General features: G+C 62.7%; 23 protein-coding genes. 15 read left to right on the top strand and 8 right to left on the bottom strand.

Annotation, left to right across the window (positions count from 1 at the left end; translation table 11 throughout):
- From G513_RS21795 to G513_RS0106835, 7 genes are all read left to right on the top strand, one after another.
- The coding region (locus tag G513_RS21795; RefSeq protein WP_022976075.1) for a transposase at positions 1–189 on the top strand (189 nt) is incomplete at its 5' end.
- 336 nt (positions 190–525) lie between these two features.
- Positions 526–1,677, top strand: a complete 1,152-nt coding sequence (locus G513_RS0106810; protein WP_022976076.1) for a hypothetical protein — start codon at positions 526–528, stop codon at positions 1,675–1,677.
- Between the two features lies 1 nt (position 1,678).
- Entirely contained in the window at positions 1,679–3,901 is a 2,223-nt protein-coding gene (locus G513_RS0106815; protein ID WP_022976077.1) for a hypothetical protein, read from the top strand.
- Positions 3,902–4,827: 926 nt separating this feature from the next.
- Positions 4,828–5,298, top strand: coding sequence for a hypothetical protein (locus G513_RS24755; protein ID WP_156891468.1), 471 nt, complete (start codon positions 4,828–4,830; stop codon positions 5,296–5,298).
- 60 nt (positions 5,299–5,358) lie between these two features.
- Positions 5,359–6,159: a TIR domain-containing protein gene (locus G513_RS0106825; protein ID WP_022976079.1), complete on the top strand. Its 801-nt coding sequence runs from the start codon at positions 5,359–5,361 to the stop codon at positions 6,157–6,159.
- Between the two features lie 156 nt (positions 6,160–6,315).
- Positions 6,316–6,681, top strand: a complete 366-nt coding sequence (locus tag G513_RS0106830; RefSeq protein ID WP_022976080.1) for a VOC family protein — start codon at positions 6,316–6,318, stop codon at positions 6,679–6,681.
- A gap of 518 nt (positions 6,682–7,199) precedes the next feature.
- Positions 7,200–8,249, top strand: a complete 1,050-nt coding sequence (locus G513_RS0106835; protein ID WP_022976081.1) for a metallophosphoesterase — start codon at positions 7,200–7,202, stop codon at positions 8,247–8,249.
- 141 nt (positions 8,250–8,390) lie between these two features.
- On the opposite strand, the gene G513_RS21805 is transcribed toward G513_RS0106835, so the two are convergent.
- Positions 8,391–9,323 carry a LysR family transcriptional regulator gene (locus tag G513_RS21805; RefSeq protein ID WP_022976082.1) on the bottom strand — a complete coding sequence of 311 codons (933 nt, stop codon included), beginning with the start codon at positions 9,321–9,323 and terminating at the stop codon, positions 8,391–8,393.
- Between the two features lie 115 nt (positions 9,324–9,438).
- Here G513_RS21805 and G513_RS0106845 point away from each other — a divergent pair, with 115 nt between their 5' ends.
- On the top strand, positions 9,439–10,068 hold the full coding sequence (locus tag G513_RS0106845; protein WP_022976083.1) for a pyridoxamine 5'-phosphate oxidase family protein: 630 nt from the start codon (positions 9,439–9,441) through the stop codon (positions 10,066–10,068).
- A gap of 22 nt (positions 10,069–10,090) precedes the next feature.
- Positions 10,091–10,567, top strand: a complete 477-nt coding sequence (locus G513_RS0106850) for a nuclear transport factor 2 family protein (protein ID WP_022976084.1) — start codon at positions 10,091–10,093, stop codon at positions 10,565–10,567.
- Positions 10,568–10,651: 84 nt separating this feature from the next.
- Here the strand turns inward: G513_RS0106850 and G513_RS0106855 are convergent, their stop codons facing one another.
- The gene (locus G513_RS0106855) at positions 10,652–11,773 is read right to left on the bottom strand and encodes a PQQ-dependent sugar dehydrogenase (RefSeq protein ID WP_022976085.1); all 1,122 of its coding nucleotides are present in this window, start codon (positions 11,771–11,773) and stop codon (positions 10,652–10,654) included.
- Positions 11,774–11,917: 144 nt separating this feature from the next.
- On the opposite strand from G513_RS0106855, the gene G513_RS21810 reads away from it, so the two are divergent.
- Together G513_RS21810 and G513_RS24760 are read left to right on the top strand one after the other, a co-directional pair.
- Positions 11,918–12,490, top strand: a complete 573-nt coding sequence (locus tag G513_RS21810; RefSeq protein WP_033417396.1) for an NUDIX hydrolase — start codon at positions 11,918–11,920, stop codon at positions 12,488–12,490.
- A 135-nt stretch (positions 12,491–12,625) separates the two neighbouring features.
- Positions 12,626–12,937 (top strand): hypothetical protein, encoded by a 312-nt coding sequence (locus G513_RS24760; protein WP_028475232.1) that lies wholly within the window; start codon positions 12,626–12,628, stop codon positions 12,935–12,937.
- A 54-nt stretch (positions 12,938–12,991) separates the two neighbouring features.
- On the opposite strand, the gene G513_RS0106870 is transcribed toward G513_RS24760, so the two are convergent.
- Positions 12,992–13,633: a LysE family transporter gene (locus tag G513_RS0106870; protein WP_022976086.1), complete on the bottom strand. Its 642-nt coding sequence runs from the start codon at positions 13,631–13,633 to the stop codon at positions 12,992–12,994.
- Between the two features lie 141 nt (positions 13,634–13,774).
- On the opposite strand from G513_RS0106870, the gene cysS reads away from it, so the two are divergent.
- The 3 genes from cysS to G513_RS0106885 are packed head-to-tail and all read left to right on the top strand — an operon-like array spanning position 13,775 to position 16,580.
- Positions 13,775–15,151 carry a cysteine--tRNA ligase gene (cysS, locus tag G513_RS0106875; protein ID WP_022976087.1) on the top strand — a complete coding sequence of 459 codons (1,377 nt, stop codon included), beginning with the start codon at positions 13,775–13,777 and terminating at the stop codon, positions 15,149–15,151.
- Between the two features lie 29 nt (positions 15,152–15,180).
- Positions 15,181–15,885, top strand: coding sequence for an esterase/lipase family protein (locus tag G513_RS21820; RefSeq protein WP_022976088.1), 705 nt, complete (start codon positions 15,181–15,183; stop codon positions 15,883–15,885).
- A 14-nt stretch (positions 15,886–15,899) separates the two neighbouring features.
- Positions 15,900–16,580 carry a cupin domain-containing protein gene (locus tag G513_RS0106885; RefSeq protein ID WP_022976089.1) on the top strand — a complete coding sequence of 227 codons (681 nt, stop codon included), beginning with the start codon at positions 15,900–15,902 and terminating at the stop codon, positions 16,578–16,580.
- Between the two features lie 3 nt (positions 16,581–16,583).
- Here G513_RS0106885 and glcF read toward each other — a convergent pair whose 3' ends face one another.
- From glcF to G513_RS0106910, 5 genes are all read right to left on the bottom strand, one after another.
- Entirely contained in the window at positions 16,584–17,825 is a 1,242-nt protein-coding gene (glcF, locus tag G513_RS0106890; RefSeq protein ID WP_028475233.1) for a glycolate oxidase subunit GlcF, read from the bottom strand.
- 12 nt (positions 17,826–17,837) lie between these two features.
- The gene (gene glcE, locus G513_RS0106895) at positions 17,838–18,896 is read right to left on the bottom strand and encodes a glycolate oxidase subunit GlcE (RefSeq protein WP_022976092.1); all 1,059 of its coding nucleotides are present in this window, start codon (positions 18,894–18,896) and stop codon (positions 17,838–17,840) included.
- Positions 18,897–18,899: 3 nt separating this feature from the next.
- Complete coding sequence (locus tag G513_RS0106900) at positions 18,900–20,381, bottom strand: FAD-linked oxidase C-terminal domain-containing protein (protein WP_022976093.1); 1,482 nt, start codon at positions 20,379–20,381, stop codon at positions 18,900–18,902.
- Between the two features lie 61 nt (positions 20,382–20,442).
- A complete protein-coding gene (locus tag G513_RS0106905) occupies positions 20,443–21,984 on the bottom strand; it encodes an FAD-binding oxidoreductase (RefSeq protein WP_022976094.1) in 1,542 nt (513 codons plus the stop codon).
- A 72-nt stretch (positions 21,985–22,056) separates the two neighbouring features.
- Entirely contained in the window at positions 22,057–23,097 is a 1,041-nt protein-coding gene (locus G513_RS0106910; RefSeq protein WP_028475234.1) for a molybdopterin-dependent oxidoreductase, read from the bottom strand.
- A 122-nt stretch (positions 23,098–23,219) separates the two neighbouring features.
- Between G513_RS0106910 and gshB the strand changes: the two genes are divergently transcribed.
- Positions 23,220–24,173 carry a glutathione synthase gene (gshB, locus tag G513_RS0106915; RefSeq protein WP_028475235.1) on the top strand — a complete coding sequence of 318 codons (954 nt, stop codon included), beginning with the start codon at positions 23,220–23,222 and terminating at the stop codon, positions 24,171–24,173.
- Positions 24,174–24,278 lie beyond the last annotated feature (105 nt).

A 24,278-nucleotide genomic window follows, 5' to 3' on the forward strand; every position in this document is an offset into this window, starting at 1 on the left:
CGGATACGACGGCAGACGGTGGAGCATCCTTTTGCCACGCTGAAAGCCCGGATGGGCGCGACACACTTCCTGACCAGAACCCTGCCTCGCGTCAGTACCGAGATGAGCCTGCATGTGCTGGCCTACAACCTGACACGGGCACTGAACATCTTCGGAACGAAGCAACTGATCGGAATGATCAGGGCGTGAGGTTGCGCCCGATTTTTCAACCTTTGCCGTCGCACCAAATTGACGAAAGGACAGGACAATCTCGAACTTTCGATCGCGCCAGCTCACCGACATAATCTATTCCGACGCGTTTTCACACAGCCTCAGCCCCAAACGGATGTTCGCGTTCGACTCGCTTCGCGTATCCGGCCGGCCAGAGGAAGCGCTGACAGGCGTCAGCTTCCGGCACCTGGATTCCCCGGAGAACCAAGCCGGCCCGCGAGCACATATCCGTCCACGAACTCGCAGCGTGACCCAAATGCGGCGCTCTTTAGTGGTAGGCTCAGTCCGCCAAGAACGGGTTACGACGAGCAATCCATGCTGAGCGTTACAAAAGATTTCTCGCTTGACGAATTCGAGGTGTTGGCGCTTGCAAACTCGAAGGACGGCGCCGACGTCCTGCAGGTTCCAAGCAATCCGCCTAAGTACAGAGGTGCGCTCGGAGCCGAAGCGGCTCTCGTTCAGCTGGTCCTATCGTGGGCACGTGCGCACCCTGAAGGGGCGCTACGAACATACGTTGACCCCGAACTGCTAGATGAAACGCTGGGTAACGTATGCGCTGAGGCCCACGGGCTTGTCGGCCTTATCATGGCGGCCCAAATACTAGACAAGCACGGAACTGCATTTTCTCGCCAAGTAGCACTCGCCGCGGCAATACCTTTCATTGAGGCAATGGATGCTGGCGGAGATCGACTGACAGACTCGGCGAAAGGCCGTTCCATCAGCTTGATCTGTGTGAAGGCTGCAAAGCGTGAGTATCTATTTCCTCTATATAGCAATCGTACGGCTGCTTCGATTAGGAGCCGTTCAGAGTTTTCTTCGCTCCTCCGTCTTATCTTTCAGACTGTCGTTCCGACGGCAGATCGCGATTTCTTCGGGCCACGCGACCCCGCAGTCATGGGTGAACTTTGTTACGAGTTGATGAAGAATACTGATGCTCATGCAACAACGGATGCCAAGAAAAATCAGTACAAGCGCAATGTTCGCGGCATGCTTGCCCGATACTCAGACGTTGACTTCGATTTCATTTCCCACTTTACGGCAGGGCGCCCTTCGCTAACGCAGTATCTTCAGCAACGAGTCAGGACGACCGACTCTAGAAAGAGCCTACGGGCATTTGAGCTTTCTATTTTCGACGCGGGACCCGGACTGGCACGTCGCCAACTCGGAAGAGAGTTCTCAGAGATGACACCCGAAGAGGAGTTGGCCGCGACCACTCAATGCTTCCGCTTCGGTATAACTACCAAGGATTCTAGATCGTCTGGTGCTGGTCTAACGTTCACCTGGCGCATGCTGCGCTCGCTTCGCGGCATGATCAGAATCAGAACCGGGCGCTATTGCCTGTATCGCCATTTTTCCGGGAACGAGTCCGACAGTGATTTCGAACTTTGGCACTGGGATGAACAACATCCCGTGTTGGCGCCAGTCGAAGGACTACTGATAAGCATCATTCTTCCGATCAGGGCATAGCGTGTCCCGATTCTTTAACTTCCGCGCGTCATTTGCGCTTGCTGGCGACACGCACAATCGCGAGGTGCTGGTTGTATCTCAGGGCTTCCAGCGATTTGAAGCGGATGACTTGACCGCAACGCTAGAGTCAACATTAGAGAGCGAAGTCCTCCCCGACGACATTTTCATTCTAGTGCCATTAGCAAGCTTTGACGAGGTAATGAAGCAGTGCCACTCCGACGCGTCACTTAAAACTGCCCTGCAACGTGGGCCGACCATCTGGGCACGAGTTTTGGTCGGTATTAATGGGTACGGCCTTGTCGGGAAGGCCGAATCCTTGGGTGGAATCCAGCCTCTCACAGAATCACAGATAGAAGAGGCATTTAAGCGAGCTATTCAGGAGGGCCTCCATCACATCGCCGTAAATCACAATGTTCTGAAGCATGCACCTGCCGGATGTGTGTTTGTGAAACCGTCCGGTGATGTCCTCGATATCTTTCTTCTCGCAGCCGATCTTCTTCAATCTGAGGCTGAGATCGTGTTCGTCGGAATTGCGGTCCTTCAGAAGATTGGGAAGCAGCTCGATGGGGTCCGGACTATCTATATAGATACGATGTCGATGCAACCATTGGCACGAGCGGTTGTTGCATTTGCGCAGAGTGCGGGTCGGTACGTTGCTCCTTCCGTTCAGAGCTTTCATTCATACACCGGCATAGAAGCACTCAGGCCCGAGATGCCTGAAAAGATTCTTTGCCTAATATCGGCCTCAACAAGCGGAGCGCTTGCCAAACGATTCGCAACGCACGCACGTTGTCCCGGAAATCGCATCGTTACGTGCCTGGATGTAGAAGATCATCGTGACGACAGCCATGTTCTCATCAATGTACAGACCCTTTTCAACGTAAATGTACGTGGCAGAGACAAGGGGAGACCTGGCGCAGCTCGTGTTCAGTTGGCTGGCGAGTTCTTTGGTTCGACTGCAAGCCCACCCCGAGCCGTAGTCTTATCCCTAAAACACGCTGTCGCGGATCTAAAGCGCAAAGTTGGGCTGTTCGGAGTCCAGAAAATGTTCGCATTGGACTTTGCGGCTCCGGGCGCGGATCAACCGCGTGCACTTGCCATCGACGGCGCTGCGTTGATGTTGGTGGACTCGTTCAAGGAGTGGGTCAATCAACGTCTGCGCTGGAGCGTTCCCGGAACGACCAAGTGGATTGTTCATGCCGATGATCCAGTGTCCGCAGACATGGCGTCCTTCTGCGAAAGACAGATTGAGCAAATGGGCCTGCCGAAGCCCGATGGTCTTATCAATGCATCGGATCTTGGCGGCAAGACACCGATGTCGACCGATCATGGTGTGCTCATCGTGTCCGCTGTGGTACGGTCAGGGACACAACTCGCATCGATAAGCCGCGACCTTCGATTGTTCGCGCCAAAATCTCCACGTACATTCCTAATCGGCGTCGCGCTTCCGATCAGTAGCTCCGCCTACAAAACGACCGAAGCAAATCTGCGAAAGGGTCCAAAGTCATGGGACTATGCCGTGGAGACTTGGTTTTCGATGGCCGCTGGCCATTCTGACGGTATGTCTTCTTGGGACGAGGAACGGGCGCTGTTGCTCCACCTTTTGGAAGAGCAGGTCGACCGGCCATTTGCCACATGGGCGGAGGCGAGGTTCAAGGCTATTAGCGATACCGGGACGGCTGGCTCAACCCCTCGATTACATAGCACTACATCAGGTGCGCCTCTGGTTCTCAGACGCGACTTCGTATTCCTCGACAACCCCCACGAATTAACCGACCAAGCTCTCGTCTACGCGCTGATTTCTGCTACGTTACAAAATGCTCGTGAGAACAGCTTTATTGCCGAGGATCTTCAGTTGCGATCGAGTGCCTATGGGCACGTCGTTCTTTCCCCCGAATGTTTTACCCGCTACAACGACGGTGTAATCCAAGCCTCGCTGCTTAGAGCGGCCTACCCTTCGGAATTGGACTTTGAATCCTCGCCGGAACTGAGCGCCGATATGAGCCGTATCTTGCGGAGAGTCTTTCAGCATCATCGGTTAGAGCGCGGCGAAGCCGCGACTGAGTTCGCTACAGCGCTCGCAACTCAACGGATGCGTATCGCGAAGACTTGGGGCAAGCGCCTACTAGATGACGAACTGCTTGCCTCCGTGAAAGACGTCCCTGAACTTTACGGACTTCTCGACTTCGCTCGACACCGTTATTACTGGGATGGAAGCCGATAGAGAAGCCGAAGCAGTCATTCAGCGAGTGGCTGATACGGGCCGAAGATTTGCAGAGATCGATGTTGGTTATGGGTCGGTGGCAGCTCCGCATATTTGATTCTGCGAACGACCGTTATTGGTACAGACCGGCCCTCACGTTATCAAGCCGCGAGTTCTTAGCCGATCGCCTCACGTGCCGTTCTCCGGACGTCTAGCGCGGTAATACTTGATCAACTAAGCGAGAAGCCCCAGGAGTTCCTGAACTGAGCCAATGACAGGACGAAGCGCATCATTGCCCGGCTTCACTGCTACATGGCTAGATCGGCGCACAGTATCGGATCGTACGCCGATCAAGGAGTACTGGTTATTGTTGGGGGTACTTTTGGGGGTATGCTGACAATATTAAACAGAGAAAACGCGACGGATAGGGCGATTCGGAGCCTAGTTTGATGCCCTCCTTACACCGGTTTTTGTGCGGGGCTTGCACCAAGCCCCTCGGCTCCCGGAATCAAGGACTTGAAAAAGCGCCTCCGGCGTTTTCCCGCTCCGGTTGCCTGTATCTCTGGATATTCGTGGGCAGCAGGCTGGGCAACTTTCAAAACGACGGGAAGTTATCCATGCCGCTAGCCGGCGCGCGCTCCGAAGAATCGCTTGAACCCGTTCCCGGCGCGGAGCATTCAAAAACTATAGTGCCTGTAGGACCCGATCTACCGGCCTATCTGGTCAGCAGTTGCGATGGCCGAGGGGAACGCATGTCGTCTTTGATGGCTCTGCCGTACAGTCATTCTCGAGAAGCGTCGGTGAGTCTGTATTCCCTATCGAAACCCATTGGGACTCGACGCGGCGACGGTCTCGGATCAATCGACAGGACGATGCCTAATACTGCTTCGGCCGGGCTATGCGACATTTTGTAGCTAATTGGCGTTGGACGTCACATGGAGATGGTCATGCAGCCTCCAAGACGCTTTGATATCGAAGAGTGCCGAGCATTCTTCACCTTGTTTGCTCGCTTTGAATACGCAATGAAAGCCGCTGGCATTCGGCAAGCCCGAAAATCTGGTGCGGTGGAGGCTGACTGGAATCAGCTCGCAGATGACGTGGCCTCCGATCTAATGGCAATGTCAGAAAAGAACATCAAAGAGGCGCGCGCCTATCTGCTTCAGCAGCCGCCCAACAGACAAGATTTGGAGGGAGACAAATTAGTCTGGTCCGCCGCGCCAGCGAGCCGGGGTAGCGATGCAAAAGACTTGTTTGTCTACATCTGTCGCGTTAGGAGCAATTTATTTCACGGTGGAAAATTTCAGGGCCGGTATTTAGCTGATCCGGAGCAAAGCTCACAGCTAATTGGGTCTTCCACCGCCATCCTGATCGCAGTCCTTCAACTTCGGCCTCAGTTGAGCGAGGCGTTCAATGGGTAAGATGACGTCCAATCTTCAGCTCCATGCGACGATTGAGCGTCAAACAACCGCCGCCAGCATATGAGCATCGAATTCCTGAAGACTGACTTCGAGAAGGTGAGCTACCTGCTCAACATGCTTGTTGCGCATGCAACAGGAAATCCTGCTGAATCAAGCGAGTACGAGACCCTCAGACATCAGCTACTTTCGAACCAGGCAGTCGCAGACGGACTTCCGGCCTGGGTGAAGACGCATCGAAACCTGGACTCGTTCTGGGGCTTCATCCAACCGAAATTCAAATCGTATGCGGAACGTCGAACTTATTTATCCGAGCAGTTCACACCCCTGCTTGACGCCCTCGAATTTAATGACCTGAAATTGCTTCAGAACTCAACGAACGTACGGAAGCGGCAGAAAGAATCTTCGGTTACGCGAAATAAGCGTAAGGTTTTTATCGTTCACGGCCGCAACAACGAAGTCAAGCAAGAAGTCAGTCGCTTCATCGAGCGCCAAGGAATCGAAACCATCGTCCTGCACGAGCAGGCGAGCGCTGGAATGACAATCATCGAGAAGATCGAGCACTACGCGAATGATGCAGATTTTGCTCTAGTTCTGTACACAGCTTGCGATCATGGTCGCGGCGTCTATGAGACTAAGATTCCTCCGAAGAACCGGGCCCGACAGAACGTCGTATTCGAGCACGGATACCTAATGGCAAAGCTCGGGCGGGAGAACGTCTGCGCACTAGTTCAGGGCGATATTGAAACTCCAAACGATATCAGTGGAGTTGTCTATGTCTCCTTAGACGGGGCCGGAGCGTGGAAGCTTGAGGTGCTCAGAGAACTTAAGGCCTGCGGCTACAAAGTTGCTGAGGTACCGTGATCCAATTGCCCCGATATGCAGCGAGGCGTAACGGGCGCTCAACGCGACGGGGCCATAAAGCCGGCCTGCGCGTTAGCTAGGTCGTTAGGTTGCTTGGGTTGTGCCGCAGCATCTCGTAATGCCCACGATCAAATCCAGCATCACGCGGAGATCAACATGCTTCTCGGTTTGCGCACAACGATCTACCCAGTCGCCGAGCTCACCAAGGCCAAGAACTGGTACGAGCAGGTACTGGGAATCAAGCCGTACTTCGATCAGCCCTTCTATGTGGGCTTTTCTGTAGGCGGCTTTGAACTTGGCCTGATCCCGGACGGCGTGCCAGGTACCAGCGGCCCACAAGCTTTGTGGGGCGTCCAAAACGTCAGTGAGGAGTTCCAACGCCTCGTTGTGCTTGGTGCAACGGAGCTTGAGCCTGTCACGGAAGTTGGAGAAGGCATCAAGGTGGCTGCGGTCAAGGACCCGTTCGGCAATCGGCTGGGCATCATCGAGAACCCGCACTTCAAAGTCTCGGCGGTTCGGTGAGTCAACCTGACCTTTCCCTTCCAGCCGACCGTCTTCGGCGATAGCTGAAGGCAAGCAGCGGTTTCATACACTGCGCTACCGCACGGTGTCGTCTGAATCTGAGCGTGAAGATTCATCATGTGGACATCACTTCAGAAGAGCGCGATCTGGTTGGCAGCTTTCGGCATAGCTTGTCTTGGCGCGGGCTGGCTTTATGTATTTGCCGTCACTGACTATCGAGGCCATCACCGCGGCATCGGGATGCCGTTGGCGCTCGCGACGATCTTGTTTGCCTTTACCTTGGTCCGACTGAACGCTTTGGCCGTACTGCTGTTGCTCGTCGGCGTTTCAGCAGCGGGTGCTTTTGCTGCTTGGGTCCAAGTCTCGGCTGGCCACGTTCATCCACTGCTTGGAGCATGCGTCGTGGTCGCAGTCACGTATGTCTGGTTGCTTGGACCCAGGGTAGCCAGAGCTATGACCAGTGGTTCCGCTTGGACGCTAGTACTTACAAGAAAGAACCAGTCTTGAAACAACGAGGATTGATCCAACCGCTGGCCACCGGCCCGCTCGACGTCATCGGCGATGTCCATGGCGAAGTGGAAGCGCTCGATGCGTTGCTGCACGAACTCGGTTACGACGCCAAGGCGCGGCATCCGGAGGGGCGGCGGCTGGTTTTCGTGGGTGATCTTTGCGATCGCGGGCCGGACAGCATCGAGGTGATTCGGCGGGTGCAGGCTTGGATCGCAGCGGGGCGCGCGCAGTGCGTGCTCGGCAATCACGAGATGAATCTGCTGCGCGATGAGCCGCGCGAGGGCAATGGCTGGTTCTTCGATGAGGACTGGCATCAGGACCACGCCGATCCGCGCTTTGCCGGTTGCCGGCCGGCGGATGTCGAGACACGCGCGGACATCATCCATTTCCTGCTGAGCCTGCCGCTGGTGCTGGAGCGTGCGGATCTGCGCATCGTTCACGCTTGTCCGGACGCGGCGGCGCTGCAGGCGGTGCGCACTTCGAAGGCGGGCAACGCGGTGGCGCTGTACATCGAGGCTGAAGCGGTGCTGCGTGCCGAGCTGCAGGCGCTGGATGCCGATCCGCTCTGTGCCGAGCAGGGCCGGCGTTATCACGCCCTGATGTCGCAGCGCGAGGTCCAGCCGGAACTGTTGCCGCTGTTCGCGCAACGCGAGGCGCGGCAGCAGAACGGCAATCCGGTACGGGTACTGACCTCGGGCATCGAGCTGCCGGCGGCCGAACCGTTCTGGTCGACCAGCAAGTGGCGTCTGCTGGGGCGCACGCGCTGGTGGCAGCAGTACGACGATCCGGTCGCGGTGATCTTCGGCCACTACTGGCGCACGCCGAGCGGCGTCGCCCAGCCTGCGCACAAGGGCGGCATCCACGGCCTGTTCAAGGACGTGCCGGACGATGTCTGGCTGGGGCGGAGCGGCAATGCGTTCTGCGTGGATCACTGCGTGGGCCTGCGCTTCGCTGAGCGTGCCGAGGGCGTGACTACCGGCTTCAGCGGCAGGCTGTCGGCAATGCGCTGGCCGGAGCGCGAGCTGGTGATGGACAACGGCCGCCGCTCGGCAACCTGATCGGGTTAGTCCACCGCACCCATGAGATTCCACCCCCTGCTGGACGCACGCCTTGGGCGCGCTGCAGCGTCAGAAATGCTCGCAATAGAACAACTATTGCTGTGCTTTCTTCCTTGCATCGCATCCCAATTCGTACGCCCATCAGGGGGCGAACTCACCGGTTCGGTGGACTAGCAGCTGCAGCACCGGGTTGGCGCGGAGTGCTGCGACCAGATGATCGAAGCCGGCACGCACCTTGGCCGATACCCGCTGGCCTTCGTGATGCAGCACGTGCACCGGCAGCGGCGGCGGCTCGAACGCCGGCAGCAGGATTTCCAGCCGGCCGTCATGCACCGCGGCATCGGCCTGATAGCTCAGCAGACGAACCAGGCCGAGACCGGCGATGGCGGCATCGAGCGCGACCTCGGCGGACTGGGTGATCAACTGCGGGCTGATTGGCACCTGCCGTTGCTGACCATCGACCTGAAAGCGCCAGTCGTTCGGCACCGACAGCCCGGTGAAGCCGATCGTGGCGTGGTTGGCCAGATCCGCGAGCGCAACGGGCCGGCCGTATTGGGCGAGATAAGCCGGTGCCGCGACCAGCACTCGCCGCACATGGCCGACGCCCACCGCGCGCAGCGAGGAGTCCGGCAACTCGCCGATGCGCACCGCGAGGTCCACACCTTCTTCGGACAGATTGACGACACGATCGACGAACAGCGTGCGCACCGTCAGCTGCCGGTGCAGCGCCAGCAGGCCGAACAGCGCTGGCGCGACGTGCAGCCGCCCGAACAGCGCCGATGCGGTGACCAGCAGCTGGCCGCGCGGCTCGGCGTGCAGGCCGGCGGCGGCACGATCGGCCTCGTCGATTTCAGCGAGCAGGCGCCGGCAATCGCCGAGATAGCGCTCGCCGGCTTCGGTCAGCTGCATCTGCCGCGTGGTCCGGTGCAGCAGGCGCGCGCCGAGCCGTTCTTCCAGCGATGCGATCGCGCGGGTGACGGCTGGCGTCGACAAGGCCAGCCGCCGCGCAGCCGCCGAGAAGCCGCCGGCATCGGCCACGGCCTGGAACACGGTCATCTCGTGGAGGCGGTTCATGGATGGGGTCCATTGTTTCGATTTCTGAAACAAACTTGTTTGGATGGCATGGATTCTAGTCGCACGAGTAACGGATTAGCCTGCAGTGGCTCGCTCATCCACACCGGAGACTTCCATGGCCCGCCGATTTTCAGAACTGACCTTCACCGACAGCGTGCGCGATGCGCAGCGCCGCTATGGCAGCCGCGAGCAGAACCAGGGCTTCGAGACCAGCGACGATCATCGCGACCGGATCACGGTGCGCGAAGCGCAGTTCATCGCCGAACGCGACAGCTTCTATCTCGCCAGCCACGGCACCGAAGCCGAGGGCCGGGCCGGCTGGCCGTACGTGCAGCATCGCGGCGGGCCGAAGGGCTTTCTTCGGGTGATCGACGAGAAGACGCTGGGCTTCGCGGACTTTCGCGGCAATGTTCAGTACCTGAGCGCCGGCAATATCGTCGCCGACCCTCGCGTGTCACTCTTCCTGATGGATTACGCCAAGCGCCGGCGGCTGAAGATCTGGGCGCGTGCGCGTATCGTCGAAGCGGCCGACGACCCGGCGCTGATCGCCAGCATCGAGACCCCGGGCTATCCCGCCCAGATCGAACGTGCGGTGATCTTCGACGTCGAAGCCGTGGACTGGAACTGCCCGCAGCACATCACGCCGCGTTTCACTGCTGAACAGGTCCAGCCGCTGCTCGACGAGATCGAGCAATTGAAAGCGAAACTGGCGTCCTTCGAAGGCCAGCCAGTCGTGCAGCACTAATCCACTGAGGAGACCCGACCCGATGACTGCAATCGAACCCCGCCCGCCACTGCCACCGTTCTCGCTGGAGGACGCGACGAAAAAAGTGCGCCTGGCCGAAGACGCCTGGAATTCGAAGGATCCGGTACGCGTATCGCTGGCCTATACGCCGGACAGCCGCTGGCGTAATCGCAACGAGTTTCTGGTCGGCCGCGGGCAGATCGTCGAGTTCCTGGAACGCAAATGGGTGAAGGAACGGGACTACCGGCTGATCAAGGAACTGTGGGCTTTCGGCGATAACCGCATCGCTGTGCGCTTCGCTTACGAATGGCATGACCACGTCGGCCACTGGCATCGCAGCTATGGCAACGAGAACTGGAAGTTCGACGCCAACGGTCTGATGGCACTGCGCCATGCCAGCATCAACGACCTGGAGATCGGCGACGCTGACCGCCTGTTCCGCTGGCCGTCCGGCAGGCGGCCCGACGATCACCCGTCGTTGAGCGATCTCGGGCTGTAGGGTGGGCAAGCTGTACCTGCCCACCGATTAGCAGCCGCCAGACCGCAGTGCCCGCGTGGGCAGATGAAGCCTGCCCACCCTACCTCAGCCGGGTTCCAGGCGTAGCACTCGTCCCTTCGGCGTGTCCGTGGTGACGTAGAGGTAGCCGTCCGGCCCCTGGCGGACGCTGCGGATGCGCTCGTTCACTTCGGTGAGCAGCTTGTGCTCGGCCTTGACCGTGGTGCCGTCGAGCTCGATGCGGTTCAGGTAGGCGAACTTCATCGAGCCGACGAACAGGTTGCCGCGCCAGTCTGCGAACTTGTCGCCGGTATAGAAGGCCATGCCGCTCGGTGCGATCGATGGCTTCCAGTACAGCAGCGGCTGCTCCATGCCTTCCTTCGTGGTGCCGATGCCGATCGGCTTGCCGTCGTAGTTGACGCCCCAGGTGATTACCGGCCAGCCGTAGTTCTTGCCGGCTTCGTCGAGGTTGATCTCGTCGCCGCCCATCGCGCCGTGTTCGTGCGTCCACAGCTTGCCGGTCTGCGGATGGATCGCCGCGCCCTGCATGTTGCGATGGCCGTAGGACCAGATTTCCGGACGCGCGCCGGCGGTGCGGACGAATGGGTTATCGGTCGGGATCGAGCCATCCGGATTGATGCGGACGACCTTGCCGAAATCGTTGTCGAGCGTCTGCGCCATGTCCTTCATCAGGTAGCGATCGCCCTGGGTGATGAACAGCTTGCCGTCCGGCGCAAACGCCAGCCGCGAGCCGAAGTGCAGGCCGCCTTCGGATTTCGGCGTCTGCCGGTAGATCACTTCGACCTCGGTCAGCGCATTGCCCACCAGCTTGCCGCGCGCCACAGCCGTGCCAGCCAGACCGGCCGCATCCGCTTCCGCGTAGGACAGGTAGACGCGCGCATTGCTGGCGAACTGCGGATCGAGCACCACGTCGAGCAAGCCGCCCTGGCGTTCCGCGAACACGGCCGGCACACCGGTCACCGGCGGCGACAGGCGACCCTCGGCGGTCACGATGCGCAACCGCCCCGGCCGCTCGGTGACCAGCATCCGGCCATCCGGGAGGAAGGCGAGGCTCCACGGGAATTCGAGACCTTCGGCTACGGTCACCAGCTTGTAGTTCGGCTTTTCCACGGGCTGCTCGGCCGCGAATACCGCAGAACTGGCGACAAGACCCAGACTGGCCAGCAAGGGCAGGACAAGACGATTCATCGGAAAATCCTTGTGTGGGTGATGCAGCAGTGACCCCGCCGAGCGGCGCCCCGTTCAAAGTCCATCTTTGCAGGGCCAGAGCCAGGACTCCTCTGCTACGCTCTCCTCAGACGCCGTTTCGCGTCGCGCACCCTGCCCTTCCGCATGAAATTCTGTTCCGACTGCGGCCATGCCGTGGACCAGCTGATTCCGCCTGGCGACCATCTGCCGCGCGCCGTCTGCCCGTCTTGCGGCACGGTGCACTACCGCAATCCCAAGGTCGTCTCCGGCTGCGTGCCGATCTGGGAAGGCAAGGTGCTGATGTGCCGCCGCAACATCGAACCGCGCCTGGGCCTGTGGACGTTCCCGGCCGGCTTCCTGGAAATGGACGAAACCTCGGCCCAGGGCGCGGCGCGCGAAACGCTGGAGGAATCACAAGCCGAGGTCGACATCACCGGCCTGCTGGCGGTTATCAACGTGCCGTACGTATCGCAGATCTACATGATCTATCACGGCACCATGCGCTCCCCGCATCACGGCGTGACGCCGGAAAGCTCGGAAACGCGACTGATGAGCGAAGAGGAAATTCCCTGGGACGACATCGCCTTCCCGACCATCTGGCACGGCCTGAAGTTCTTCTTCGAAAACCGAGCCAAGGGCGTGCAGGACATCCACACGCTGGACCTGATGACCCGCTACGGGCGGCGCCCGGAAGTGACTACCGGCTCGAAAGACTAGATATCCGGCGGCTGACGACCGGTCAGCGGGCGTTCATGCGGGAAGGCTAGAGTAGGTTTGGTCGCAGCGGCACATTCATCAGCCTAATAAAAGTGCCGCAGCGCTATCGCATTACCGCCCTCAGGAGAAGAGACCATGAACCATAAATCGATTGCCACGATCCTCGCCGCTGCCGCCTTTGCGCTGACCACTGTTCACGTCAGTGCCGACGAAACGCCAGCCGAGAAGGCTTCGGAACGTCAGGAGAAGCGCCAGGACAATCGCGCTGACCGTCAGGAAAAGCGTCAGGACAACCGCGAAGACCGCACCAAGGATCGTCAAGAAAACCGTGCCGAGCGCACCGACAAGCGCCAGGAAAATCGTGGCGACCGTCAGGAAAAGCGCCAGGACAACCGCAAAGAGCGGCAGGAAAATCGCCAGGAACGTCGCGAAGATCGCAAGAACTAAGCTCGTCTGAGCTGCGAAAGGAGACCGCCACGGCGGTCTTTTTTTTGTCCGCGATCAAGCTCCGTGCTTGAACACCGCCAGGCCGATGCCGGCGGCGATGAACAAGGCGCCGAACACGCGGTTGGTCCAGCGAGCGGCAACCGGGTTCTGCAGGAAGCCGAGCGCCTGCACGCCCAGCGCGGTGTAGCCGCACATGCAGCAGACATCGGTGAACAGCAGCGTGCACCAGACGATCACGAACTGGATCAGCTGAGGTGCCGCCGGGTCGATGAACTGTGGCAGCACCGACGCCGTGAACAGGATGCCTTTGGGATTCGTCGAATTGACGATCAGGCCGCGCAGGAACAGGGCCCGCGGCACGTTGGTCCGGGTAACCCGCGACAACTCGGCAGCTGGCAGTCGCAGCGGCGCGCTCGCCGAGCGCCACTGCTTGATGCCCAGATAAACCAGATAGCCGGCGCCGAACCACTTGATCGCGGTGAACAGGATCGGCGAGGTGGCCAGCACCGCACCCAGCCCGACACCGACCACGATCAGAGTCACCGTCGCACCCGCCTGCAGCCCGACGATGTTCCACAGCGCGGCACGGAAGCCGTGATTCAGCCCGGCCGTGACGCAGGACAGCACGCCCGGTCCGGGTGACAGGCAGATCAGCCAGGCAGCAACGAAGAAGGCCAGCCAGGTATCGAGGGTCATGAGCGTCTGGAGCGGAATGGCGTCATTGTCGCTCGCATGGAATGGGCCGGGAGGACTCGCCTGCAACCGCCCCGTCGCGAAGCTATCCTTGCGCGGTTTTCGCGCCGCTATCGCGCCGCCGCCTTCGCCAATCGAGCCCTCATGCAACTGCACAACACGCTGTCCGGCCGCAAGGAAGATTTCGCGCCGCTGAACCCCGAGCGGGTGACGATGTACGTCTGCGGGCCCACGGTGTATTCGTTCGCGCACATCGGCAACGCCCGTCCGGCAGTGGTCTTCGACGTGCTGGCGCGGGTGCTGCGCCGCCGTTATCCGCGCGTGGACTACACCCGCAACATCACCGACATCGACGACAAGATCAACGCGGCGGCAGCGAAGGAGGGCGTGGCGATCAAGGTCATCACCGAGCGCTACACCGACATCTATCACGAGGATCTCGACGCGCTCGGCGTCGCCCGGCCGACCTACGAACCGAAGGTCACCGAACACCTCGCGCACATCATCTCGATGGTCGAGCGCCTGATCGCCAATGGCTCGGCCTACGCCGCCGAAGGTCACGTGCTGTTCAACGTCACCCGCTATGCCGGCTACGGCGAACTGTCGAAGCGCGACCGCCGCGAAATGATCGCCGGTGCCCGCGTGGAAGTGGCACCTTACAAGAAGGACCCGGGCGATTTCGTGTTGTGGAAGCCGTCGACACAGGATCAACCGGGCTGGGAATCACCGTGGGGCCGCGGCCGTCCGGGCTGGCATATCGAGTGCTCGGCGATGGCCGAAGCGCTGCTCGGCGACACCATTGACATCCACGGCGGCGGCCACGATCTGGTCTTCCCGCATCACGAGAACGAGCGCGCCCAGAGCACCGCCGCGCACGACGGCAAGACCTTCGCACGCTACTGGCTGCACAACGGTTTCCTGACCATGGACAGCGAGAAGATGTCCAAGTCGGTCGGCAACGTGCTGCTGATCCGCGAAATCCTCAAAGCCGCGCCGGGCGAAGCCGTGCGCCTCGCGCTGCTGACCGGCCATTACCGCCAGCCGCTGGACTGGAACGACGAAGCCCTCGCCGATGCCCGCCGCAAGCTCGATCGCCTGTACGGCGCGCTGCGCGATGCCGGCGATGTCCCAGCATCCGAGGCCAAGGCGCCGGAGGCGTTCATCGCAGCACTGGAAGACGACATCAACACGCCGGCCGCGCTGGCCGAACTGTTCGAACTGGCACGGGCGCTGAACAAGGCGAGCGATGCGGCGGAGAAAGCGACGCTGGTCGCCCAGATCAAGGATGCCGGCGCGCTGCTCGGCCTGCTGCAGCAGAACCCGGGCGAATGGTTCAGCCAGTCGTCCGGCAGCGAATCGACAGGCCCGAGCGAAACCGAGATCGAAGCGGCGCTTGCGGCCCGCGTCGCCGCGAAAGCCGCGAAGGACTACAAGGAAGCCGACCGCATCCGCGACGATCTGAAAGCGCGCGGGGTACTGGTAGAAGACTCGAAGGACGGCCAGCGCTGGCGCCGGCTGTAAGCACGATCCCAGCACAAGGAACGCTGACGATGAACACACCCGATCGCAAGCTGATGATGCCGGCGCGCAAGCTGATGCTCTGGGAACTGCGCGTGGTGCCGGAACTGGTCGGCAGCTTACTGCCGCGCCCGTTCGCCGCCGAGCTGCCGCGCGGCCATGGCGAGCCGGTGATGGTGCTGCCGGGCTTCGCCGCCGATGATCTGGCCGTTTCACTGCTGACCCGGCGCCTGAGAGCGCTCGGCTATCACGCGATCAGCTGGGGCCTGGGCCGCAACACCGGCAACCTGAAACGACTGCAGCCGCTGCTGGTCGAGCGCCTGCAGCGCTTCGCCGACAGCCGGGGCGCCAAGGTCAAGCTGGTCGGCTGGAGCCTCGGCGGCGCAATGGCCCGCGAGATCGCCCGCGAATATCCGCAATGGGTCGATCAGGTGGTAACGCTCGGCTCGCCGGTGATCGGCGGCGCCAAGTTCACCGCGGTGGGTCGCAGCTACCAGAAAAAGGGCCTGGACCTTGACCGCTCGGCGCTGGCCGCCGATGCCCGCGAAACCGGCAAGCTGATCTCGGTGCCGGTCACCGCGCTGTACGACCGCCACGACGGCATCGTCAACTGGGGCGCCTGTATCGACCGCCACAACCGCCACGTCAAGCACATCGAAGTGCAGTGCTCGCACCTCGGCATGGTCGTCGACCGCAAGGTGTTCGGCATCATCGCCAAGGCTCTCGCCCAGCCCTGATCGAGGTCGTCTCGATGAAGCTCAATACCGATTACACGCAGCGCGTCGTCATCGACACCACGGCGATGGACTGGACGCCATCGCCGGAAGCCGGCGTGGAGCGCAAGCGGCTCGATCGCGATGGTGACGAAGTGGCGCGGGCAACCAGCCTGGTCCGCTACGCGCCAGGCTCCCGCTTCGCGGCGCACACCCACGGCGGCGGCGAAGAGTTCTACGTGCTCGAAGGCGTGTTCGAGGACGAGCACGCGGCCTATCCGGCCGGCACCTATGTGCGCAATCCGAAAGGTTCGCGACACATCCCGCGCTCTTCGCAGGGCTGCACGATCCTGGTCAAGCTCTGGCAGTTCGAGAACGGCGACACGGCGCAGTTCGCAATCGACACCAGCACGGTTGAATGGAAGCCGGGCCGCGTGCCCTGCCAGCAGGAAATCCTGCTTCATCAGTTTGGTGACGAGGTGGTCAAGCTGATCGACTTCGCGCCCGGCTGCGCCTCGCTGTTCCACGCCCATGGCGGCGGCGAGGAAGTGCTGGTACTGCAGGGCGTGCTGTCGGACGAGCTCGGCGACTATCCGGCCGGTACCTGGTATCGCGTGCCACCCGGTTCCGCGCACACGCCGTTTTCGCGCGCAGGCTGCAGGATCTGGTTCAAGGCGGGGCATCTGCCACCGCGGACCAAGCTGCCCGGCGTCGCCTGAGTTTCAGACGCCGAGGCGCTCGGCGATCAGCTCGATCCAATGCTCCACAGGCCGCTTCGCCCCGCCCGCCAGATGCGTCAGGCAGCCGATGTTCGCGGTCGCGATGCGGCTTGGACCACCGGCTTCGAGTGCCGCCAGCTTGTTGGCCTTGAGCGTTGCCGACAGCGCTGGCTGCAGCATCGAATACGTACCCGCCGAGCCGCAACAGAGATGCGAATCGGCAACCACCGTGGTGCGGAAGCCGGCGACGGTCAGCAGGCGCTCGACATTGCCCTTGTTCTTCATGCCGTGCTGCAGGGTGCAGGGCGAGTGGAAGGCGATCGCCTCCGGCTTCGCCGGTGAACGCGCCAGTGAATGGGCCAGGGCCCGATCAAAGGCGGCGGCTTCGCGGCTCAGCAGGCTGGTCAGGTCGATCAGTGCGGAGGTGACTTGCGTGGCTTTCACCGCATAGGCCGGATCGCCTGACAGGTGATGCGCGTACTCGACGACGAAACTCGCACAGCCGCTGGCGCTGACGACGATGCCCTCGGCGCCGGCATCAAGCGCGGCGCAAAGCCGGTCGATGGCGAGGCGCGCCGTATCCAGCCCTTCGGCCTGCGCGTTCAAGTGATAGGAAACGGCGCCGCAGCAGCCGATCGAAACAGATTCGGCGCTGATGCCGATGGCATCGAGCACGCGCGCGGCAGCGCTGTCGATGTCCGGCGCCAGCGAGGGCTGCACGCAGCCCCCGGCGATGACAATGCGGCGTGGATGACGCGGCGCAGGCCAGGTTCCGGCCGGACGCGCGAGCGGCACGACGTCCTTCAAGACGCGCGGCAGCAACGGCCGGAACAAGCGGCCCAGGCCGAGCAGGAAAGCGAAGCGCGCCGGATGCGACAGCACCTGGCGCAGCAGCCAGCGCAGCGCCCGCGCCGGCAGGCTGCGTGGCACCTTGGCTTCGACGACTTCGCGGCCGATGTCGACCAGCCGCCCGTACTGCACGCCGCTCGGGCAGGTCGATTCGCAGGATCGGCAAGTCAGGCAACGATCGAGGTGATCGCGGGTTTCCTCGGTGACCGGCGCGCCTTCAAGCACTGACTTGATCTGGTAGATGCGGCCGCGCGGGCCGTCCAGTTCGTCACCGAGCAACTGGTAGGTCGGGCAGGTCGCGTTGCAGAAACCGCAGTGCACGCAGGCGCGCAGGATGCTGTCGGCTTCCTGGCCTTGCGGGGTGTCGCGGATGAAGTCAGCCAGGTTAGTTTGCATCTGGGGTCTGCATCAGAAGTCCGGATAGAGCCGGCCGCGGTTGAGGATGCCGGCCGGGTCGAAGGTCGCCTTCAGTCGGCGATGCAGCGCCATCACGGCAGGAGCCGGCAGCTGGAAGGCATCGACAGATGCCGCGAGTCTGAATGCCGTTGCATGGCCACCGCAGGCAGTGGCCAGCGTTCGCAGATCGTCTGCAGAACGCGCCGTGCGCAGCCAGCGCTGGCCGCCGCCCCAGTCGATCAGCTCGTCGATGTCGTCACTCGCCAGGGGCAGGCTCGTCGGCTTGACCGCAAGGCGCCACAGCGGCGCATCGCCGGCGAAGAACGGATGCTTCTGCTCGCGCAGCACGGTCCAGAAGGCCGTCGCATCCGGCAGCGGTTCGCCACCGAGCTTGGCGACCGCGGCCCGCACGGCAGCCGGATTGCCGGCCAGTCGCAGCTTCAGACGACCCTGGTGATGGATCGCGCCTGCCAGCGGCAACGGCTGGCCGGCCAGGCGATTCATCGTCGCGATCGCCGACTGTGCGTCGCACTCGAACACTCGCGTCTCGTCGGCTTCCGGCGTCGGCAGCACCTTGAAACTGACCTCGGTGATCAGACCCAGGGTGCCCATCGCGCCGGCCTGCAGGCGGAAGGTGTCGAAGCCGGCGACGTTCTTCATCACCTGGCCACCGAAGCGCAGGCATTCGCCGCGACCATCGATCAAGGTAACGCCGAGCAGGTAGTCGCGCACCGCACCGGCATACGGCCGACGCGGCCCGGACAGGCCGCTGGCGACGCAGCCGCCGACCGTCGCACCGGCACCGAAATGCGGCGGCTCGAACGGCAGGCACTGGCCGGACGCGGCCAGCGTCGCTTCGACTTCGGCGAGCCGCGTTCCCGCCTTCACGGTCAGCACCAGTTCGCTCGGGTCGTAAGCGATCACGCCGCTGTGCGCGCGGGTGTCCAGCAGTTCGCCGTCACTGGAAGAGCCGTAGAAATCCTTGGTGCCGCCACCGCGAATGCGCAGCGGCGTGTTGGCGGCCTGCGCTTCCCGGATACGTGCCTGCGCCTGTTCGATGAAATCCGACATTCGTCAGAAGCGCGGCAGTTCGGGATGCGGCGTCTGGCCGGCATGCACGTGCATGCGGCCCATCTCCGCACAACGATGCAGCGTCGGCACGGCCTTGCCCGGATTGAGCAAACCGCGCGGATCGAAGGCTGCTTTCACCGCGTGAAAGGCTTCGAGTTCGACCGAGCGGAACTGCGTGCACATTGCGTCGATCTTCTCGACACCGACGCCATGTTCGCCGGTGATCGTGCCGCCAACGGCCACACTCAGATCGAGGATGCGATTGCCGAAGGCTTCGGCCTTCTCGATATCGCCGGGCTTGTTGGCGTCGTAGAAGATCAGCGGATGCAGATTGCCGTCGCCAGCGTGAAACACGTTGGCGCACAGCAGCCCGAACTCGGCGGAGTGATCGGCGATCTTGCGCAGCACCTCGCCGAGATAGCGGCGCGGAATGGTGCCATCCATGCAGTAGTAGTCCGGCGTGATCCGGCCCACGGCCGGGAACGCGGCCTTGCGTCCGGCCCAGAGCTTGAGACGTTCGGTCTCGTCCTTCGAGGTGCGCATCGCGGTTGCGCCGCTCGCCAAGAGCACCGCTTCGATCTGCTCGATCTCGTGCGCCACTTCTTCCGGCGTGCCGTCGCTTTCAGCAAGCAGGATCGCTTCGGCGTCGAGCGGATAGCCGGCATGGACGAAATCCTCGACCGCGGCGATCGCGAGCTTGTCCATCATCTCCAGCCCGGCCGGAATGATGCCGGCGGCGATGATCGCGGCGACGCCCTGCCCGGCCTGCTCGACGCTGGCGAAGCAGGCCATCACCACGCGCGCCAGTTGCGGACGCGGCAGCAGCTTGACGGTGACTTCGGTGACCACGCCGAGCAGACCTTCGGAGCCGACCAGCAGCGCCATCAGGTCATAGCCCGGCGCATCCGGTGCTTCGCCGCCGAGTTCCAGCAGTTCGCCATCGGCCATAGCCAAGCGCGCGGCGACGACGTTGTGCACGGTCAGGCCGTACTTCAGGCAATGCACGCCACCGGAGTTCTCGGCGACGTTGCCGCCAATCGAGCAGGCGATCTGGCTCGACGGATCGGGCGCGTAGTACAAACCGTGCGGCGCCGCGGCTTCGCTGATCGCGAGGTTGCGGACGCCGGGCTGTACTCGCGCGATGCGCGCCAGCGGGTCCAGTTCGACGATGCGATTCAAGCGCGCAAGCGACAGCAGCACACCGCCTTCTTCCGGCAACGCACCACCGGCCAGCCCGGTGCCATGACCACGCGCGACGACCGGCACGCTGCGCGAATGACAGATGCGCAGCACGGCGGTGACCTGAGCTTCATCGATCGGCAGCGCCACGCACAAGGGCAGCCGCCGGTACATCGACAGGCCATCGCATTCGTAAGGCCGCATCTGCTCGGTCGTGGTCAGCAATGCGCCTTTCGGCAACACAGCCACCAGCGCTGCGAACAGCGCGGCGGAATCAATCGGAAGGTCGCGAATCGGCGCGTTCATCGCCGGAGTCTAGCCGGCTGCTGCAACAAACCAAATATGAACGGAAAGCAGTTGGGAATGCTTAGCCAGCCAGCTGCCTATCCAGTGCGAAGCTGCGCGGGCTCAGAGTGCCGGTCGGATCGTGCCGGCGCTTGGCGGCGATCAGCGCGGCGCGTACTTCGGCCGGCGCGCGGGCGATGAAATCGTCGCCCCATTTGGTGCCGACGCCGTGCTCGGCGCTGAAGGTGCCGCCGAAATCCTGGGTCACGTCGAAGACGATCTTGACCAGCGCCTTGGCGTGCTGCGCGACCGGCACTTCCTTGGAACCGAGGATGTGCAGGTGCGCGCCGCCGACGCCGGCATGACCAAAGGCGATCAGCGCCATGTCCGGATACTCGGCTTTCAGCTCAGCTTCCAGCACCTTGAGGTAATCGCCGAACACGGCGACCGGTGTCGCCGTGTCGAAGCTCAAGCGGCCGCCGCCGAGCGCGCGCATGCGGGCGTTGCTGGCTTCGGTGATCGAGTGGCGGATTTCCTTCAGCGCCTTCAGCGGCGCGTAGCCGATCTGCTCCTCGGGCAGCGAGACATCGTCGGCCAGGAACTCGTAAAGCATGCCGGCGAGATCGATGTGCGCCTTGTGCGATTTCACCTGCAGCAGCAGGTAGTAAGGCGCGTCATGGCGGGCCAGGGGCGAACGGAAGGCTTCGCCTTTCAGCTCGCGCACCAGCTCCAACGCCGGCTTGCCGATGAACTCGAATTCCTCGACATCGTCACCAAACAGCGCGCGCGCGGCGGCGTGAATGCGCATCGCCGCCGGCATGTCGGCGACCGGAATGAGTGCGGCTTCGCGCTGACCTGGAATGGCGTAGGCGCGGATCTTCGCGCGGGTGATCACGCCGAGCACACCCTGGGTGCCGATCAGGCCCCACTCCGGGCGCGGCTGCGCCGAGTTGATCGCCAGCAGATCTTCGGGCACTGCTTTCCAGGCCGGCGCATCACTGAGCACTTCGCGGCCATCGCCCGAGTAGCCGAAGGCCTGGATCGCCAGATGCGCGGCGGTGCCATAGCAGACCGCGTTGGCGCCGGCCGAAGCATTGGCGATGCAGCCGCCGACGCTGGCCGCGCTCGACGAGCCCATCTCCATCGGCCACATCAGGTTCAACGGCGCCAGCAGCAGATTGACCGCGTCGACCGCCATGCCGGCCTGCACTTCGAGCACGGCATCGGCGCAAGGCGGTGTGCCGATGCCGCGCCACCAGGCGGCCAGCGCATCGGCATGCACGGCTGGTGCGGCGCGTTCGCCGAAGCGGAAGACGTCGCCATCCGGCGTCGTGAAGCTCAGCGGCTGGTCGAGCTTTTCCAGACTCAGCACCACTTCGCCATCCGGACGCTGCGCTTCGACCAGGCCCGTGCGGCCGGCGCTGATCACCAGCTTCACGCCATTCTTGCTGCAGGTGGCCAGCAGGCTGGCGACTTCGGCCTCGGTCTGCGGCACGACCAGACCGCTGGCCTTGCCCGGTTCGCCGCGCTCGGGAATCTCGTAGCGGCGCAGGCGATCAGGATCGACCGTGCAATGCGGGCCGAGCAGTGCGGGAAGTGCAGCGGAGGAAACGGCAGCGGTCATGGCAGCGACATCACGGGCAGCGCGGCGGATTGGCCGGTGCGCATTGTAACGGCCACGCTGGCGGCACCGACCTCAAACCAGACGCACGCCCTGCTCGATCAGATACGCCGCCTGTGTTTCCAGCAGGCCATGCGGGTTCTCGATCGCCAGGCCATCGACCTGCGCCGCCAGCCGCTTGCCGTTGGCGAAGTCGCGGAAGAAGCGGGTTGCCGACAGCGCGACATCGATCATTCGAGCACCTCGGAGATCGGCGCCTGCGAAGCTAGCGCCTTCGAGATCGGCGCCGGTGAAATCGGCGTCACGCAGATCCGCGCCCTCGAGATTCGACAGGCTCAGATTCGCGCCGCGCAGATTCACGCCGACCAGCTTCGCATTGCGAAACGAGCAAGCCTTGGCCTGGATGCCGGACAGATCGAGCGTCCGCGGCTGCCAGCCGCCGAGCCGGGCTTTCAGCAGCACCGTGTCGCGCCAGCCTGCAAAGTCGGCCGCCTCGCGGAACTGGGCGACAGTTTCCACTGATGAGATGCGCGCTTCGTCGAAGCGCTGCTCCAACCGGAAATCGGCCTCGTTGTGATAGGCGCTGACCCGCTCCCAGTAGCCGGGCCGGTCCTCGGCCAGCAGTTCGATCGCGGCCAGCCATTTCAGGCTCTTGTAGAAGTAGCGGCCGGGCGTGATCGTGCGTAGCGGCCCGCCGTGCTCGGGCGACAGCGGCTCGCCGTCGATCTCGTGCACCAGCCAGGTGTCTTCGAGTGCGAGCGCCAGCGGCAACGAGGTGTCGTGCGCGCGATGGCTGTGAGCGATGAAGCGCACATAGCGGGCGTCGTCGGTGACACCGGCAGCGGCCAGCACTTCGACCAGCGGCCAGCCGCAAAACGCCAGGCTGCGCCGCGACCAGCCGGTGACGCAATGGATATCGGCAACACGCTGCTGCGACGGCCGCGCCAGCAGGTCGGCGAACGACAATGTCAGCGGCCGCGCGACACAGCCGGAGATGACGACCCGGCAGGTTTCCGGAGTCCAGCCGGGCGCGGCCGTCTGCTCGCCGACCAGCGGGAACTTGTCGGTCAGGGCCTGGCCGGGTGGCAGGACAAGGGAATCGGCGCTCGCGCTCATCGCCGGATTATCGCGGCAGCTGCGACGGGCCGCCGCAATCTTCAGGGCGGGGCCTTCCGTTACCATCTGCCGCCGGCCGCCGCATGGCGCCCCACGAACTCGAATCGCGCATGAACACCCCGATGAAAACCCTCGGCATCGTCATGGACCCGATCGGGTCGATCAAACCGTACAAGGACACCACGCTGGCATTGATGCTGGCGGCGCAGGCGCGCGGCTGGGCGCTGCGCTATTTCGAGCAGGGCGATCTCTGGCTGCGTGATGGCATCGCCTGGGGTCGCACGCGCGCGGTGACCGTGTTCGACGACAAGAAGCACTGGTTCGACTTCACTTCCGAGCCGGAAGTCGTGCGGCTCGGCGATCTGACCGCAATGCTGATGCGAAAGGACCCGCCGTTCGACATGGAATTCGTCGCGACGACCTACATGCTCGAGCGCGCCGAAGCCCAGGGCTCGCTGGTGGTCAATCGCCCGGCCTCGTTGCGCGACTGCAACGAGAAAGCCTTCACCGCCTGGTTCCCGGAACTGTGCCCGCCGACCCTGTTCTCGCGTGACGACAAGACCTTGCGCGCCTTCCACGCCGAGCATCACGACGTCATCTACAAGCCGCTCGACGGCATGGGCGGCAGCGGCATCTTCCGCATCGGCGCCGATGCCATGAACCTCGGCAGCGTCATCGAGCAGCTCAGCGACAACGGCCGGCGGACGATCGTCGCCCAGCGCTATCTGCCGGCGATCGTCGATGGCGATACTCGCGTGCTGGTGGTCGACGGCGTGCCGGTGCCTTTCGGTCTGGCGCGCATTCCGCAGGGCAGTGAAACGCGCGGCAATCTGGCCGCTGGCGGCAAGGGCGAGCCGCGACCGCTGACCGCAGCGCAGAAACGGATCGCGGAGACGGTCGGCCCGGAACTGGTGCGCCGCGGCCTGCTGTTCGTCGGCCTCGACGTGATCGGCGAAAGCCTGACCGAGATCAACGTCACCAGCCCGACCTGCGCGCGCGAGATCGACGCCGCGTTCGGCACCGACATCGGTGGTCTGCTGATCGACGCCATCGAGCGCCGGCTGAAACTTCCGTAGGGCGGGCCACGCCCGCCGCCGCTTTCGCCCATCCACCGCGTCGGCGGCCAAGGGCCGCCCTCGCTTTGAACGACAGTCTCCGCGTCAGAAAAGCTTTACGCTTCG

The organism is Nevskia ramosa DSM 11499, from assembly GCF_000420645.1.
GTDB lineage: Bacteria > Pseudomonadota > Gammaproteobacteria > Nevskiales > Nevskiaceae > Nevskia > Nevskia ramosa.

What these genes read in the sequence shown, in the direction of transcription:
- G513_RS0106810 (WP_022976076.1), top strand. Translation starts at nt 526, where the DNA reads ATGCTGAGCGTTACAAAAGATTTCTCGCTTGACGAATTCGAGGTGTTG.
- G513_RS24755 (WP_156891468.1), top strand. Translation starts at nt 4,828, where the DNA reads ATGCAGCCTCCAAGACGCTTTGATATCGAAGAGTGCCGAGCATTCTTC.
- G513_RS0106825 (WP_022976079.1), top strand. Translation starts at nt 5,359, where the DNA reads ATGAGCATCGAATTCCTGAAGACTGACTTCGAGAAGGTGAGCTACCTG.
- G513_RS0106830 (WP_022976080.1), top strand. Translation starts at nt 6,316, where the DNA reads ATGCTTCTCGGTTTGCGCACAACGATCTACCCAGTCGCCGAGCTCACC.
- G513_RS21805 (WP_022976082.1), bottom strand. Translation starts at nt 9,323, where the DNA reads ATGAACCGCCTCCACGAGATGACCGTGTTCCAGGCCGTGGCCGATGCC.
- G513_RS0106845 (WP_022976083.1), top strand. Translation starts at nt 9,439, where the DNA reads ATGGCCCGCCGATTTTCAGAACTGACCTTCACCGACAGCGTGCGCGAT.
- G513_RS0106850 (WP_022976084.1), top strand. Translation starts at nt 10,091, where the DNA reads ATGACTGCAATCGAACCCCGCCCGCCACTGCCACCGTTCTCGCTGGAG.
- G513_RS0106855 (WP_022976085.1), bottom strand. Translation starts at nt 11,773, where the DNA reads ATGAATCGTCTTGTCCTGCCCTTGCTGGCCAGTCTGGGTCTTGTCGCC.
- G513_RS21810 (WP_033417396.1), top strand. Translation starts at nt 11,918, where the DNA reads ATGAAATTCTGTTCCGACTGCGGCCATGCCGTGGACCAGCTGATTCCG.
- G513_RS24760 (WP_028475232.1), top strand. Translation starts at nt 12,626, where the DNA reads ATGAACCATAAATCGATTGCCACGATCCTCGCCGCTGCCGCCTTTGCG.
- G513_RS0106870 (WP_022976086.1), bottom strand. Translation starts at nt 13,633, where the DNA reads ATGACCCTCGATACCTGGCTGGCCTTCTTCGTTGCTGCCTGGCTGATC.
- cysS (WP_022976087.1), top strand. Translation starts at nt 13,775, where the DNA reads ATGCAACTGCACAACACGCTGTCCGGCCGCAAGGAAGATTTCGCGCCG.
- G513_RS21820 (WP_022976088.1), top strand. Translation starts at nt 15,181, where the DNA reads ATGAACACACCCGATCGCAAGCTGATGATGCCGGCGCGCAAGCTGATG.
- G513_RS0106885 (WP_022976089.1), top strand. Translation starts at nt 15,900, where the DNA reads ATGAAGCTCAATACCGATTACACGCAGCGCGTCGTCATCGACACCACG.
- glcF (WP_028475233.1), bottom strand. Translation starts at nt 17,825, where the DNA reads ATGCAAACTAACCTGGCTGACTTCATCCGCGACACCCCGCAAGGCCAG.
- glcE (WP_022976092.1), bottom strand. Translation starts at nt 18,896, where the DNA reads ATGTCGGATTTCATCGAACAGGCGCAGGCACGTATCCGGGAAGCGCAG.
- G513_RS0106900 (WP_022976093.1), bottom strand. Translation starts at nt 20,381, where the DNA reads ATGAACGCGCCGATTCGCGACCTTCCGATTGATTCCGCCGCGCTGTTC.
- G513_RS0106905 (WP_022976094.1), bottom strand. Translation starts at nt 21,984, where the DNA reads ATGACCGCTGCCGTTTCCTCCGCTGCACTTCCCGCACTGCTCGGCCCG.
- G513_RS0106910 (WP_028475234.1), bottom strand. Translation starts at nt 23,097, where the DNA reads ATGAGCGCGAGCGCCGATTCCCTTGTCCTGCCACCCGGCCAGGCCCTG.
- gshB (WP_028475235.1), top strand. Translation starts at nt 23,220, where the DNA reads ATGAAAACCCTCGGCATCGTCATGGACCCGATCGGGTCGATCAAACCG.